This window comes from Stenotrophomonas sp. PS02301, assembly GCF_029959485.1.
GTDB lineage: Bacteria > Pseudomonadota > Gammaproteobacteria > Xanthomonadales > Xanthomonadaceae > Stenotrophomonas > Stenotrophomonas maltophilia_Z.
The window spans coordinates 14310-28034 of the sequence record NZ_JASCOO010000020.1 but is presented as its reverse complement, the minus strand read 5'-3'; the positions used below and the strand labels follow the sequence as shown (position 1 = coordinate 28034).

Annotated in this window: 13 protein-coding genes; 4 read left to right on the top strand and 9 right to left on the bottom strand. The window is 66.2% G+C overall.

Annotated elements, in window-relative coordinates:
- Window positions 1-2: 2 nt before the first annotated feature.
- Window positions 3-977 carry a ubiquinol oxidase subunit II gene (gene cyoA, locus QMX81_RS07780; protein ID WP_121036966.1) on the bottom strand — a complete coding sequence of 325 codons (975 nt, stop codon included), beginning with the start codon at window positions 975-977 and terminating at the stop codon, window positions 3-5.
- Between the two features lie 190 nt (window positions 978-1167).
- On the opposite strand from cyoA, the gene QMX81_RS07775 reads away from it, so the two are divergent.
- Entirely contained in the window at window positions 1168-2532 is a 1365-nt protein-coding gene (locus QMX81_RS07775; protein WP_282260290.1) for a PLP-dependent aminotransferase family protein, read from the top strand.
- A gap of 19 nt (window positions 2533-2551) precedes the next feature.
- Here the strand turns inward: QMX81_RS07775 and QMX81_RS07770 are convergent, their stop codons facing one another.
- A complete protein-coding gene (locus QMX81_RS07770) occupies window positions 2552-2821 on the bottom strand; it encodes a hypothetical protein (protein WP_282260288.1) in 270 nt (89 codons plus the stop codon).
- Window positions 2822-2993: 172 nt separating this feature from the next.
- Between QMX81_RS07770 and QMX81_RS07765 the strand changes: the two genes are divergently transcribed.
- Both QMX81_RS07765 and QMX81_RS07760 read left to right on the top strand, forming a co-directional pair.
- Complete coding sequence (locus QMX81_RS07765) at window positions 2994-3593, top strand: TetR/AcrR family transcriptional regulator (protein WP_282260286.1); 600 nt, start codon at window positions 2994-2996, stop codon at window positions 3591-3593.
- Between the two features lie 95 nt (window positions 3594-3688).
- The gene (locus QMX81_RS07760; RefSeq protein ID WP_282260284.1) at window positions 3689-4381 is read left to right on the top strand and encodes a type 1 glutamine amidotransferase domain-containing protein; all 693 of its coding nucleotides are present in this window, start codon (window positions 3689-3691) and stop codon (window positions 4379-4381) included.
- Window positions 4382-4495: 114 nt separating this feature from the next.
- Here QMX81_RS07760 and QMX81_RS07755 read toward each other — a convergent pair whose 3' ends face one another.
- The 6 genes from QMX81_RS07755 to QMX81_RS07730 form a co-directional block, all read right to left on the bottom strand.
- Window positions 4496-4690 (bottom strand): heavy-metal-associated domain-containing protein, encoded by a 195-nt coding sequence (locus QMX81_RS07755; RefSeq protein WP_070473916.1) that lies wholly within the window; start codon window positions 4688-4690, stop codon window positions 4496-4498.
- A gap of 114 nt (window positions 4691-4804) precedes the next feature.
- A complete protein-coding gene (gene cueR, locus QMX81_RS07750; protein WP_121036971.1) occupies window positions 4805-5305 on the bottom strand; it encodes a Cu(I)-responsive transcriptional regulator in 501 nt (166 codons plus the stop codon).
- On the bottom strand, window positions 5302-7842 hold the full coding sequence (locus QMX81_RS07745; protein ID WP_282260276.1) for a heavy metal translocating P-type ATPase: 2541 nt from the start codon (window positions 7840-7842) through the stop codon (window positions 5302-5304). Before QMX81_RS07745 ends, cueR begins: the two co-directional genes overlap by 4 nt.
- A gap of 117 nt (window positions 7843-7959) precedes the next feature.
- A complete protein-coding gene (locus QMX81_RS07740) occupies window positions 7960-9276 on the bottom strand; it encodes a sorbosone dehydrogenase family protein (RefSeq protein ID WP_121036973.1) in 1317 nt (438 codons plus the stop codon).
- Window positions 9273-9689: a DUF2231 domain-containing protein gene (locus QMX81_RS07735; RefSeq protein ID WP_152151373.1), complete on the bottom strand. Its 417-nt coding sequence runs from the start codon at window positions 9687-9689 to the stop codon at window positions 9273-9275. The genes QMX81_RS07740 and QMX81_RS07735 overlap by 4 nt, the downstream gene beginning before the upstream one ends.
- Window positions 9690-9760: 71 nt before the next feature.
- The gene (locus QMX81_RS07730) at window positions 9761-10690 is read right to left on the bottom strand and encodes a LysR family transcriptional regulator (RefSeq protein ID WP_152151371.1); all 930 of its coding nucleotides are present in this window, start codon (window positions 10688-10690) and stop codon (window positions 9761-9763) included.
- A 147-nt stretch (window positions 10691-10837) separates the two neighbouring features.
- Here QMX81_RS07730 and QMX81_RS07725 point away from each other — a divergent pair, with 147 nt between their 5' ends.
- Complete coding sequence (locus tag QMX81_RS07725; RefSeq protein ID WP_282260270.1) at window positions 10838-11995, top strand: alkene reductase; 1158 nt, start codon at window positions 10838-10840, stop codon at window positions 11993-11995.
- 73 nt (window positions 11996-12068) lie between these two features.
- Here the strand turns inward: QMX81_RS07725 and QMX81_RS07720 are convergent, their stop codons facing one another.
- Window positions 12069-13640: an arylsulfatase gene (locus QMX81_RS07720; protein WP_282260268.1), complete on the bottom strand. Its 1572-nt coding sequence runs from the start codon at window positions 13638-13640 to the stop codon at window positions 12069-12071.
- Window positions 13641-13725: the final 85 nt, after the last annotated feature.

Here is a 13725-nt window from a genome sequence, read left to right as displayed (position 1 = left end):
AATCAGTTCTCCGCGGTACGGCTGGCAGACGCGGCCAGGCTTACGAGTTGGGATGTCGCGCCGGGTTCTTCGCCGGGCAGGCAGATTTCGTCGTCGGGCATGCCGCCATAGCGGCGCAGGATGCTGTCGAACAGGCCGGTATCCACGCTGGCGAAGCGCTGCATCGGCGCGCCGTGGGTCGGCTTCTCCAGCTCGGCCAGGCGGGCCTGGTTCAGATGGACGGCGGTGCCGCGCGACTGCGCCAGCCACTGGTCGAAGTCCGCCGCCGTCACCACCCGCGCATCGAACTTCATGTCCGAGAAACCCGAGCCGCTGTAGGCCGATGACATCCCGGCATAGGTGCCCGGCGTGTGCCCGATCAGGTGCAGGCGGGTCTGCATCGCCGGCATGGTGTAGACCATGCTGCCCAGCTGCGGCACGAAGAAGGCATTCATCATCGACTCGGAGGTCAGCTTGAAGGCGACCGGCGTATCGACCGGCATCACGAGCTCATTGACCGTGGCCACGTTGTGGTCCGGATAGATGAACAACCACTTCCAGTTGAGCGAGACCACTTCCACGCGCAGCGCGGGCGTGTCCGATTCGATCGGGCGGTAGGGATCCAGCGCGTGGGTGCTCTTCCAGATCAATACACCCAGAACGACCACGATCAGGCACGGAATCGTCCACACCACCACTTCGATCGCGGTGGAGTGCGACCAGTTGGGTGCGTAGGTGGCCTTCTTGTTCGACTCGCGGTAGTGCCACGCGAAGTACAGCGTGAGGATGATCACCGGGATCACCACCAGCAGCATCAGGCCGGTGCAGACCAGGATCAGCTGCATTTCCTGCTCGGCGATGCTGCCCATGGGATTGAACAGCTCCAGGTTCTTGCAGCCTGTGAGCAGCGGCAGCAGCGCTGCCAGGCCGAACCAGCGTCCGGCGCGGGCTCGACCGGCCAGCGTGGCGCGGCGAGCGGAGTGTGTAGCGGGGTTCATGCGTGACGGCCCTTCCAACGCAGTGCCGGGCCGGGCGGCCCGGATCATGAAAAGTGGCGAACACCCCCCTGCATGACCGATATGCATGGGGGGTGCCCGCCGCAGCCGCGTACGTTAGGCAACGACATGATCCATACATGATGCGACACACTGTCGCAGCCGCTCGCCCCGGCGCGCGTACCATGCGCGCATGGAATGGAGCCCCCTCATCGCCGATGGCCACGGGCCGGTGTACCTGCGCATCGTGCAGGCGCTGGAACGTGCGGTGTGGTCCGGTGCGTTACGTCCCGGCCAGCGCCTGCCTGCACAGCGTGCGCTGGCCACCGAGCTGAAGGTGGACCTCACCACCATCACCCGTGCTTTCACCGAGGCACGCAAGCGCGGGCTGATCGATGCGCGTGGCCCGCTGGGGTCGTTCGTCGCGCCGCCGCAGGTGGAACTTGCCCAGCTGGTGGACCTGAGCATGAACCTGCCGCCCAGCCCCGGCGGCGGCCAGGTCGCGGACATGCTGCAGCGTGGCCTGTCATCGGTGCTGACCCGCAGCGACGTCGGCAACCTGATGACCTATCACGTGGGCGGCGGAAGCCGGGCGGATCATCGGGCTGCACAACAGTGGCTCAAGCCGATCCTCGGCAAGCTGGATGCCGACACCTTGATCGTCACGGAAGGCGCGCAGGCTGCGCTGTCCGCCCTGTTGCTGGCGCTGACCGACGCCGGTGACACGATTCTGTGCGAGCCGCTGGTCTATCCCGGGCTGCTGCATGCCGCGCGGGTGCTGCAGCGGCACCTTCAGGTGGTCGAGTGCGACGAGCACGGGATGCGCCCGGATGCGCTGGCCCGTACCGCGAAAGAACGGGGTGCGCGCGTGGTCTATCTCAACCCGACCGCGCAGAACCCCACCGCCCACACGATGCCGCAGGCACGCCGCGAAGCGTTGGCGGAGGTGATCCGCGCGCAGCACCTGCAGCTGATCGAAGACGACCCCTACTGGCTGCTGCTGGAGGACGCCCCTGCCCCGCTCGCGCTGCTGGCACCACGGCACGCCTGCTACATCTCCACGCTCTCCAAGTGCCTCAGTCCAGGCCTGCACACCGGTTTCGTGCGCCTTCCCGAAGGCATGGACCGGCAGCCGATGCTGGATGCGCTGCGCGCGGTGAACCTGATGGCACCGCCACTGATGAACGCCCTGGTGACGCAGCTGATCCTGGACGGCTCCGCCCAGGCCATGCTGACACTGGTGCAGGACGAAGCGGCCGAACGACGCTATCTGGCGCGGTCGGCGCTGTCGCCGCGGTTCCTGCAGCATTGCGCGGGCGTGCACGCCTGGTGCCGTCTTCCCGCGCACTGGACCGATGCCAGCCTCACCCACGCCGCGCGCCTGCAGGGGCTGGGCATCGCACCGTCATCGGCGTTCACGCCCGAAGGGGTGGCGATCAACGATGCGGTGCGGATCTCATTGGGTGCCGCCGCCAACCGGCAGGAACTGCACCGGGCGCTGCGCCAGCTGGATCAGCTGATGCATGTGGCGGCGGAAAGCCCCGGCTGGACGGTGTGACGCCAGTCTTTCGGCACGCTCAGCCGGAAACGGCTTTGGCCTGCTTCCAGACGGCTTCAAACTGGCTGGCGGTGATGGCGTCATCCGAATCCAGATCCAGCCAGGACAGCGGCTGATCGGACAGCGGGAAGCGCTCATCGGCCTGCCCGGCTTTGTCGGCCCAGACCAGCACACTGCGGTAGCTCTCCACCTGCCGCACGATCACATCGCCCTGCGCCTCGAGGTAGATCGTGCCGTTGCCGATCTCGGATTCTGCGGGGTGTTTGTAGTGCTTGAGGGGCGTGCTCATGGCGGGGCGCTATCTGGCAATGAAAATGGGGCCGGGGAATATACCCTGATCCGGCCGTTCCGAGTCTGCGATCGCCGCCGCGAACGAGGGAGTGCCGGCCGCTGGCCGGCTTCCCGTAGACCACGCAAGCAGGCACTAGACGACCGGTCTAATCACACGTACAGTGGCGTCCATGAACTCGCCCACCACCGCCTCCCCTGTCCGTGACACGATCTTGGCCACCGGCCAGCGGATCATGGGCGCCAAAGGTTTCTCCGCCGTCGGCCTCAACGAGGTCCTTTCCGCGGCAGGGGTTCCCAAGGGCTCGTTCTACCACTACTTCGCCTCGAAGGAAGCCTTCGGCGAGGCATTGCTGGAGGACTACTTCAGCGCCTATCTCGCCGATATGGACCGCATCTTCCGCCAGCCGGGCCAGACCAAGGCCGAGCAACTGGCGGTGTACTTCCGCGCCTGGCAGGACAGCCAGTCCTTCGAGGACTGCCAGGGCAAGTGCCTGGCCGTCAAGCTCGGTGCCGAAGTGGCGGACCTTTCCGAACCCATGCGGGCCGCACTCCGGCGGGGCACCACGGGGATCACCGATCGGCTGGCGCGTGCGATTGCAGCGGGTCTGGCCGACGGATCGGTGGCGACCCGGGAGCCACCCGAGGCGGTCGCCCGAAGCCTGTATCAGCTGTGGCTGGGGACCAGCATCATGGTCAAGATCGCCCGCACCACCAGCCCGTTCGACGACGCCGTGGCGTTGACCGCCCGCCTTCTGCATACCGCCCCCTGACAAAAGCCTGTCTCACGCACGCCGGCATCGGCGTGTTTTTCTCGGCCCCATCACTAGACGACCAGTCTAATCAAGCACCCACAGGAGCATCATCCATGAAAGTCCTCATCGTTCTGACCTCGCACGACGAACTCGGCGCCACCGGCAAGAAGACCGGCTTCTGGCTGGAAGAGCTGGCCGCGCCCTACTACACCTTCAAGGATGCGGGCGCCGAGATCGTGCTGGCCTCGCCCAAGGGTGGGCGGCCGCCGCTGGATCCCAAAAGCAACGAACCGGACTTCAAGACCGACGCCACCCGCCGTTTCGAAGCAGACGCGGATGCCAACGCGCAGCTGGCCAACACCGTGCGGCTGGACAGCGTTTCGCAGGCCGAGTTCGATACCGTGTTCTATCCCGGCGGCCACGGCCCGCTGTGGGACCTCGCCGAAGACACCCACTCCATCGCGCTGATCGAAGCCTTCATCGCCGCCGGCAAGCCGGTCGCGCTGGTCTGCCATGCGCCGGGCGTGCTGCGTCACGTCACGACTGCCGAGGGTGCCCCGCTGGTGCAGGGCAAGAAGGTCACCGGCTTCACCAACACCGAAGAAGATGCCGTCGGCCTGACCGAGGTGGTGCCGTTCCTGGTCGAGGACATGCTCAAGGCGGCAGGCGGTTCCTACTCCAAGGGGCCGGACTGGGGCTCGTATGTGGTCAGCGATGGCTTGCTGATCACCGGCCAGAACCCGGCCTCGTCGGCCGAAGCGGCTGAGGTGCTGGTGAAGCGACTCGCGTCCGCCACCAAGGCCTGAGCCGCCGCGACGGCATCGGATTTCACGGTGCCCCACGCCGCCAGGGACGGCAGCAGCGGCAGAAGATGTTTCATGCACATGCGTTGTCCTCCGGGATGGCGTGGGACCGCCAACTCATGGCGTGGCAGGGAATCCAGCATCGGCCAGCGCGGCCAGGAAGGCGGCCCGCTCGCGGTCGCTCTCCACGCGTACTTCGCGCGCGGGCGGATCGGTCTCGATGCGTGCGTGTGGATCAACGCCCTGCAGGGCCTTGGTGACGGAGCGGGCGCAGCCGCCGCAGGTCATGGTGGGAAGGGTGAAACGATGCATCGGGCGACCTCGCCGTGGTGGGTGTCAGCCCACTGTCGGGGATGACAACGTGGCAAGGTCAAGGCCTTAACGCGTCCGCGCCCTTTGTGCAGGGCATGAACGCCACCGGGTCGATCAGGACTGTGGCGTGCGGGCCGCGCGCCCGCGCGAGGACACCGGCGTATCCGCACCGAACAACGGCGTTTTGCGAGGCTTGCCGGCTGATGCGGTCTCCGCCGGCGCGGAAACGGGCTGGGCCAGGCCGGCGATGATCGGGCAATCCGGCCGGTCATTGCCGTGGCAGTGCGCGGCCAGATGCTCCAGCGTCTGCACCATCGCCTGCAGCTCAGCGATCTTCGCCTTCAGCCCACCCACGTGCGACAGCGCCACCGCCTTGACGTCGGCACTGGCACGCTCGCGGTCCTGCCACAGCACCAGCAGTTCGCCGATCTGTTCGACTGAAAAACCGAGATCGCGCGCGCGGCGGATGAAGCGCAGGCTGTGTGCGTCCTGCGGGCTGTAGTGCCGGTAGCCCGCCTCCGAGCGCGCCGGCGGCGGGATCAGGCCGATCTGCTCGTAATAGCGGATCATCTTTGCCGACACGCCCGAAAACGTCGCGGCTTCACCGATATTCATCGTCCGGTCCTCATCTCACTTTCCACCACGCCGGTGCCCAGCGTATCGGCCTGCATCGGTGCATGGAAGCGCTTGAGCCGCAGCGCATTGCCGAGCACGAACACACTGGACAATGCCATCGCCGCCGCGGCGAAGATCGGCGAGAGCAGCGTGCCGTTGAACGGGTACAGCAGGCCAGCGGCCACCGGGATCAGCACCGCGTTGTAGGCGAAGGCCCAGAACAGGTTCTGCTTGATGTTGCGGATCGTCGCCTGGCTCAGGGCGATCGCGTTGGGCACGCCGCGCAGGTCGCCGGACATCAGCACCACGTCGGCCGCCTCGATCGCCACATCGGTGCCGGTACCGATGGCCAGGCCGACATCGGCCTCGGCCAGCGCCGGTGCGTCATTGATCCCGTCACCGACGAAGGCCACCTTGGCGCCACCCGCACGGAAACGCTTGAGCGCGGCGACCTTGCCATCGGGCAGCACCTCGGCGGCCACTTCATCGATGCCCAGCTGGCGCGCGATGGCCGCCGCCGTGGCCGCGTTGTCACCGGTGATCATCGCCACCTTCAGGCCCAGCGCGTGCAGGGCCTGGATCGCCGCGGGGGTGCTTTCCTTGATCGGGTCGGCCACGGCGATCACCGCCGCCAGACGCCCATCGATGGTGGCATACAGCGGGCTCCTGCCCTGCTCGCCGAGCCGCTGCGCGGTGGGCCGGAAGGCGGTCACATCCAGACCCAGCCGGGTCATGTAGCGGTCCGCGCCGACGGCCACGGTGCGGCCACCGACCTGCGCGGACACACCGAAGCCGGGCACCGCCTCGAAGCGCTCGAGGGGCGCCAGTGCCAGCCCACGCGTTTTGGCGGCAGCCACGATGGCCTCGGCGATGGGATGCTCCGAGCGGGTTTCCACCGCAGCGACCAGCGCCAGCACCTCATCGGCCTGGAAACCATCGGCCGGCTCCAGGTCGGTCAGTTCCGGACGGCCCTTGGTCAGCGTACCGGTCTTGTCCAGCGCGATCACACTCACATCGCGCAGTGCCTGCAGCGCCTCGCCCTTGCGGAACAGCACGCCCAGCTCCGCCGCGCGGCCGGTGCCGACCATGATCGAGGTCGGCGTGGCCAGGCCCATCGCACAAGGGCAGGCAATGATCAGCACCGCCACCGCATTGACCAGCGCAAAGGTCAGCGCCGGTGCCGGACCGAACACCAGCCACACCAGGAAGGTCAGCGCGGCTGCAGCCATCACCGCCGGCACGAACCACATGGTGACCCGGTCGACCAGCGCCTGGATCGGCAGCTTGGAGCCCTGTGCCTGCTCGACCAGACGGATGATCTGGGCCAGCACGGTATCCCCGCCCACCTGGGTGACACGGAAACTGAAGGCACCGGTGGTGTTGAGCGTACCGCCCACAACTTCGGCGCCCACGGCCTTGGCCACCGGTACCGGCTCGCCGGTGATCATGCTCTCATCCACATAGGACGCCCCCTCCACCACCGCGCCGTCCACCGGCACCTTCTCGCCCGGGCGGACCAGTACGACATCGCCGAGCGTGACCTCGTCCAGCGGCACCTCGACGTTCTCACCGCCACGTTGCACGCGTGCAGTCCGCGCCTGCAGCCCGACCAGGCGCTTGATCGCCTGCGAGGTACGGCCCTTCGCCCGCGCCTCGAGCGTTCGCCCGAGCAGGATCAGGGTCACGATGACGACCGCCGCTTCAAAGTAAACGTTGGCGGTGCCCGGCGGCAGCACGCCCGGGGCGAAGGTGGCGACCACCGAGTAGCCATAGGCCGCCGCGGTGCCGAGCGAGACCAGCGAGTTCATGTCCGGGGCGCCGCGCAGCAGTGCCGGCACGCCTTTGCGGAAGAAGCGCAGGCCCGGCCCGAACAGCACCAGCGTGGCCAGCGCGAACTGCAGGTACCAGCTGGTCTGCAGGCCAACGGTATGCATCACCCAGTGGTGCATGGCCGGGACAAGGTGCGAGCCCATTTCCAGGATGAACACCGGCAGGGTCAGCAGCGCCGCCAGCAACAGGGAGCGGCGCAGCGCGCGGGCGTCACCTTCGCGGCGTTCTTCCTCCTGATCACCGGCCGCAGCCGTGCTCACGCCTGCAACGCGCGCGGTGTAGCCGGCGTTTTCCACGGCAGCCAGCAGATCGGCGACGGAGACCGTACCGGCCAGATGACGCACCTGCGCCCGTTCGGTCGCCAGGTTGACGCTGGCCGCGATCACGCCCGGCAGCTGCGCAAGGCCGCGCTCCACGCGACCAACGCAGGACGCGCAGGTCATCCCTTCGATGCTCAGTTCGGTGGTGGCTTCGCGCACGGTGTAGCCGGCGCGTTCGATGGCACGGACCGCCGCCTGAGGATCGGGCGCCCCGATGAAGCTGAGATCGGCCCGCTCGGTGGCCAGGTTGACCGACGCCGTCTGCACGCCGGGGACGGCGGTCAGCGCGCGCTCCACCCGGCCCACGCAGGAGGCGCAGGTCATGCCCTCGATGGGCAGGCTCAGGCGGCTGAGCGGCGCGCCGGACCGGGAAGCAACAGAAGACATGGGGCAGTCCTTGGGGTGAGGTTACCTGCCACCCTAAAGATTCCCATCATGGGAAGGTCAAGCCCCCTCTTAACGGGGACGGAGGTAATTATTAATCCCCTCCGTCCCCGTTAAGGATTATGGCTGGGCGGGCGTCCCGTCGTGGGTGACCCGCCAGATCGTGTTGGAGAGGTCATCGGCAACGATCAGTGCACCACGCGGGTCGACCGTGACACCTACCGGGCGGCCGCGCGTCTTGCCGTCCTCGCCGAAGAAACCGCTCACGAAATCGATCGGCTCGCCGGCCGGACGGCCATTGCTGAAGGGCACGAAGACGACTTTGTAGCCGACCGGCGGATTGCGATTCCAGCTGCCGTGCTCGCCCACAAACACGCCATCGGCAAACTGCGTACCCATCACCTCGGACGAGAAGGCCACGCCCAGTGCGGCCACATGCGAGCCCAGTGCGTAATCCGGGGCGATCGCCGAGGCGACCTTCTCCGGGTTCTGCGGCATCACCCGGCGATCCACATTCTTGCCCCAGTAGCTGTAAGGCCAGCCATAGAAGCCGCCCTCCTTCACCGAGGTGAGGTAATCGGGCACCAGGTTCGGGCCGATCTCATCGCGCTCGTTGACCACCGCCCACAGCGTGCCGGTGCCCGGCTGGATCGCCAGCGCGGTGGGATTGCGGATACCGGTGGCGTAATCCTTGTGCGCGCCGGTGGCCACATCGATCTGCCAGATCCGCGCGCGATCGATCTCCACCGCCATGCCGCGTTCGGTGATGTTGCTGTTGGAGCCGATACCCACGTACAGATAGCGGCCATCGGCACTGGCGGTCATCGCCTTGGTCCAGTGATGGTTGATCGCCGCGGGCAGATCGGTCAGCTTCACCGGTGCGCCGCTCGCCTTGGTCTGGCCTTCCTGGTAGTCAAAGCGCACCACCGCATCCTGGTTGGCCACGTAGATCGCATTGCCGATCATCGCCAGGCCATACGGCGCGTTGAGCTTGTCGGCAAAGACTGTTTTCAGTTCGTAGGTGCCGTCGCCATCAGCGTCGCGCAGCAGGGTCAGGCGGTTGCCGCTCTTGACTGACGTGTTGCCCTTGGCCTTGATCTTGCCGGCAATGACATCCTTCGGCTTCAGGGCAGGCGCACTGCCGCCACGACCTTCAGCGACCAGAATATCGCCGTTGGGCAGCACCAGGGTCTGCCGCGGAATGCCCAGATCGGTGGCGATCGCCGAGATGCGGTAGCCCTTCGGCACCGTCGGCAACATGTCGCCCCACTGCGCCGGCTTGGCGATGGTCATGTCCGGCATCAACCCGCGATGCGGCTTGGGCATCTCCGGGTTGCCGCCATACTGCTCCAGCTCGGGCGCCTTGCCGCTGCAGGCAGCGAGTGCGACCGCAAGCGCGGACACCGAAAGAAGGCGGAACGTCGTCTGGCGGCTCATCGCACACCTCCCACGCGCAGGCTGGACAGGCCCACCCAGGTGGCGACCAGCGCCAGCACCGTCAGGATCACCGAGAGCACCAGCCCCGCCGGCATCACTGCCCAAGCGTCGCGCGCATGGTGCAGGCAGTTGATGAAGCCCACGCCCCATATCACCGCCAGAATCACCACGTAAGCGAGGTTGCGACTGCCACGGACCAGACCAACGATCCCGCACAGCAGGGCCAGCGTGGTCATCACCATCGCACCGATCAGCAGCCAGGACGCAAAGTTGGCCCACTGGATCTCGTACGAACTCCAGTATGCGTAGTCCGCCAGCAGTGCGCCAAGGAACAGCGGCAGCACGCCGCCCAGTACAGCGGCGTGGAACGGATGGATGACCCATGATCGGGTCAGGACAACGGTCGAAGCCATGGTGGTCTCCTGGTGAGGGGGCGAATCTCTTCCGATCCTGCCACCCCCGGTGTGATGGGGGTGCCCATGGCTCACGGATCAGCACGATCCCAGTACGGCGGCGATCCGATCGCCTCGGTGAGGAAGGCCGACACTTCGCGGACCTTGCGTGAGCGCAGTCTGTTTTCCGGCGAGAGCAGCTGCAGATACACCCGTTCGGATTGCGGGGAAAACTCCCAGTCGCCGAGCAGCGTGACCATGCTGCCGCCACGCAGCATTTCCGCGTTGAACAGCCAGGTGGGGAACAGCACCACGCCACGCCCTGCAATGGCTGCCGCCAGCAGCGCTTCGGCATTGTTGCTGCGCAGGGGGCCGGTCACGTTCACCGCTTTGAACGGTACCTCCGGCGAGGAACGGAAATACCACTTCTGGATGCCGAGCTGCCCTTTGTAGACCAGGCATTGATGCTGCAGCAGATCCTCCGGCACCACCGGCGTGCCATGCGCGGCAAGGTAGGCCGGGCTGGCGGCGAGGATGTTGCGGTGGGGCGCGATGACCTTGCCGATCAGGCCCGAATCCATCAGCAGCCCGACCCGGATGATGATATCCACGCCTTCCTGGACGGGATCGATCAGCGTGTCGGTCAGGGTCAGCTCGACGATCAGCTCGGGATACCGCGCCTGCAACGTGTTGACGATGTGCGCGATGTGCAGCCGCCCCAGCGACTCGGGGGCGTTGATGCGGATCAGGCCGCGCAGCGCGGCGTCGCGGCCTTCCAGCTGCCCGACCGCGTCATCGAGCAGATCCACGGCGTCGCGCACCTGCTGGTGGAACTGCTCGCCCGCCTCGGTCAACCGCACCGCCCGGGTGCTCCGGTAGAACAGCTGGTGCCCCACGTCCTGTTCAAGCGCCGCGATGAAGCGCGACACCGATGAGGCTGGCACCCGGTACTGGCGCGCCGTGGCCAGGAAGCTGCCGGTGGCGGCGACGGTGAGGAAATAGCGGAGGGCTTTGAGCTGCATGGTGGGCGCCTTGGGAACCTGATTGCTGTTTCAGCAATAGTCATTTGCCGAATGACCGCATTGTGGCCGATATCGCACGCCCATACGATGAGGGGAACGCATGGCGGACCCGCCACGCCCCTCCCCCTCGCACCCTCAGGAACCCCCATGAGCTCCCTTTTCAATACGTTCGACCTCGCGGGCATCCCGCTGCGCAACCGCGTGGTCATGGCCCCGCTGACCCGTGCACGCGCCCCGCAGGATGCCGCCGATGAACGAACGGCGCTGTACTACGCCCAGCGTGCCACCGCCGGCCTGATCGTAAGCGAGGGCACCCCCATTTCCCGCGAGGGCCAAGGCTATCTGTTCAATCCCGGCATCTTCACGGCCGAGCAGATCGCCGGCTGGCGCCTGACCACCGATTCGGTCCATGCCCTGGGCAGCCGCATGTTCGCCCAGCTCTGGCATGTCGGTCGCGTCTCCCACCCGACCATCCAGGCCGACGCTGCGCGTCCGGTCAGCGCCAGTTCGAAGCTGCCGGTCGGCGCGCAGGCGTTCGGCTATGACGACACCGGCACGCCCGCGCTGGTCGCCTCACCGGCGCCTCGCCAGCTTCAGACCGATGAGATCCCGCGCATCGTGGCCGACTTCGCACAGGCGGCCGCCAATGCCATCGAGGCCGGCTTCGACGGCGTGGAGATCCACGGCGCCAACGGCTACCTGCATGAGCAGTTCATCAACCCGCTCGTGAATGATCGGACCGACGCGTATGGTCCGCAGACGCTCGACAACCGCCTGCGCTTCACGCTGGAGGTGATCGACGCGGTGGTCGCCCGCATCGGCGCGTCGCGCACCGCGATCCGTCTGTCGCCCTATGGCCAGCTGTTCGACATGCCGCTGTACCCGGAGATCGACGCGACCTACACCGCCCTGATCCAGGCCATCGGGCAGCGCGGCCTGGCGTATGTGCACCTGATGGACCAGTCCGGTTTCAAGGTCGGCCAGAAGTCGGTCGATGGTGCCGGCGATTCGGGCTTCAGTGGCCTGCTGCGCACGCTCAAGCCGCATCTGCCCGGGACCGCACTCATCCTCGCCGGCGGCATGACCCGCGAGCGCGCCGAGCAGCTGATCGATGCGGGCCTGATCGACCTGGCGGCCTTCGGCACTGCCTTCATCAGCAACCCGGACCTGGTGGCACGCCTGCAGCATGGCTGGCCGTTGGCCCCTGCCGATCGCGAAACGTTCTATGGCGGCGGCGCGGCCGGCTACGTCGATTACCCGGCGTACGCCCCGACCCACGAACAGGCAGCCTCCGAGGCCGCCTGACGGAACGGGCACGCGAATGGGGGGACATTCCGCCCCCCCGTTCGTCGATCCTTCCACGCGATGGCCGCAGCCGCTACTTGCCCGTCACTGCTTCCTGCAGCTTCTCCACGGCCTGGTCGGCCGTGAACGTGTTCGGCTTCTGGATCTTGGGGAAGTCCACGAACGTCTCGTTGAATTTCGTGAGCAGCGCGATCGCCCCGTACACGATGTAGACGTGGTTGATGTACCAGTCCCAATAGGTATTGGAGGTCACATCCGCGAACTCGTACGGATCGGTGCGCAGGTTGTAGATCTTGGGAATGCGCATGACCGTGAACGGTTCGCCCCACAGCTGCATGGTGCCCTTGCAGCGCTGCTCGATGAACGTCACCTTCCAGTTGTCGTAGCGGATGCCGAGCATGTCGCCATCATCGGAGATGTAGACGAACAGCTTGCGCGGCGACTTTTCCTCCTTGCCGGTGAGATACGGCAGCAGGCTGACGCCGTCGATGTGGTTCTTGTAGGTGCGCCCGATCGCCTTGACCCCTTTCTTGAGGTCGTTGACCACGCCCTTGTTGCCCGCCAGTTCCAGGAAGGTCGGCAGCCAGTCATGGTGCTGGACGATCTCGTTGGACACCGAGCCCGGCTTGATCCTGCCCGGGTAACGCACCACCAGCGGAATCCGGAACGCGCCTTCCCAGTTGGTGTCCTTCTCACTGCGGAACGGCGTCATGCCGCCATCCGGCCACGAATTGCGGTGCGGCCCGTTGTCGGTGGAGTACACCACCAGGGTGTCTTCGGCGATGCCCAGTTCGTCGAGGTAATCGAGCAGCGAGCCCACGTTCTTGTCGTGGTCGACCATGGTGTCGTGGTACGGCGACTGCCAACGCCCGGCCTGGCCCTTGCTCTCTTCCTTGGTGTGCGTATACAGGTGCATGTGGGTGAAGTTGACCCAGACGAAGAACGGCGTGTCGTCGTCGTTCGCCTTCTTGATGAAGCCCTTGGCGCGCTCGGCGAAGTCGTCATCGCAGGTCAGCATGCGCTTGCGGTCCAGCGGGCCGGTATCCTCGATCTTCTGCTTGCCTACCTTGCCCCAGCGCTTCTGGTCGGTGCTGTCATCTTTGTCGGTGGCGAAACTGTGGATCACCCCGCGCGGCTTGATGGTCTCGATGAAATCCCCGAACTCGTCCTTGGGGAAGTAGTCGTACATCTCCGGCTCTTCTTCGGCATTGAGGTGGTAGAGGTTGCCGTAGAACTCATCGAACCCATGGTTGGTGGGCAGCATGTGGTTCAGATCGCCAAGGTGGTTCTTGCCGAACTGCCCGGTGGTATAGCCCTCGTTCTTCAGCAGCGCGGCAATGGTGACGATCTTCTCGTTCATGCCGACCGGCGCGCCCGGAATGCCCACCTTCGACAGACCGGTACGCAGCACGCTCTGCCCGGTGATGAAGGAGGACCGGCCGGCGGTACAGGACTGCTCACCGTACGAGTCGGTGAACAGCATGCCCTCATTGGCCAGCCGGTCGATGTTCGGGGTCTGGTAGCCCATCAACCCGCGCGAGTAGCAGCTCAGGTTGGAGATGCCGATGTCGTCTCCCCAGATGACGAGGATGTTGGGCTTCTTTGCGGATGAACCGGGCTTGTTCTTTGCGGATGAGCTGGCCATGCACTTCTCCGACGACGGTGGTGCTCAATAGTCGGTGTGGGTCGCGATGGCGGCCAGCGTGTTTCTACTTAGATCGCATCAGTAA

What these genes read in the sequence shown, in the direction of transcription:
- cyoA (WP_121036966.1), bottom strand. Translation starts at nt 977, where the DNA reads ATGAACCCCGCTACACACTCCGCTCGCCGCGCCACGCTGGCCGGTCGA.
- QMX81_RS07775 (WP_282260290.1), top strand. Translation starts at nt 1,168, where the DNA reads ATGGAATGGAGCCCCCTCATCGCCGATGGCCACGGGCCGGTGTACCTG.
- QMX81_RS07770 (WP_282260288.1), bottom strand. Translation starts at nt 2,821, where the DNA reads ATGAGCACGCCCCTCAAGCACTACAAACACCCCGCAGAATCCGAGATC.
- QMX81_RS07765 (WP_282260286.1), top strand. Translation starts at nt 2,994, where the DNA reads ATGAACTCGCCCACCACCGCCTCCCCTGTCCGTGACACGATCTTGGCC.
- QMX81_RS07760 (WP_282260284.1), top strand. Translation starts at nt 3,689, where the DNA reads ATGAAAGTCCTCATCGTTCTGACCTCGCACGACGAACTCGGCGCCACC.
- QMX81_RS07755 (WP_070473916.1), bottom strand. Translation starts at nt 4,690, where the DNA reads ATGCATCGTTTCACCCTTCCCACCATGACCTGCGGCGGCTGCGCCCGC.
- cueR (WP_121036971.1), bottom strand. Translation starts at nt 5,305, where the DNA reads ATGAATATCGGTGAAGCCGCGACGTTTTCGGGCGTGTCGGCAAAGATG.
- QMX81_RS07745 (WP_282260276.1), bottom strand. Translation starts at nt 7,842, where the DNA reads ATGTCTTCTGTTGCTTCCCGGTCCGGCGCGCCGCTCAGCCGCCTGAGC.
- QMX81_RS07740 (WP_121036973.1), bottom strand. Translation starts at nt 9,276, where the DNA reads ATGAGCCGCCAGACGACGTTCCGCCTTCTTTCGGTGTCCGCGCTTGCG.
- QMX81_RS07735 (WP_152151373.1), bottom strand. Translation starts at nt 9,689, where the DNA reads ATGGCTTCGACCGTTGTCCTGACCCGATCATGGGTCATCCATCCGTTC.
- QMX81_RS07730 (WP_152151371.1), bottom strand. Translation starts at nt 10,690, where the DNA reads ATGCAGCTCAAAGCCCTCCGCTATTTCCTCACCGTCGCCGCCACCGGC.
- QMX81_RS07725 (WP_282260270.1), top strand. Translation starts at nt 10,838, where the DNA reads ATGAGCTCCCTTTTCAATACGTTCGACCTCGCGGGCATCCCGCTGCGC.
- QMX81_RS07720 (WP_282260268.1), bottom strand. Translation starts at nt 13,640, where the DNA reads ATGGCCAGCTCATCCGCAAAGAACAAGCCCGGTTCATCCGCAAAGAAG.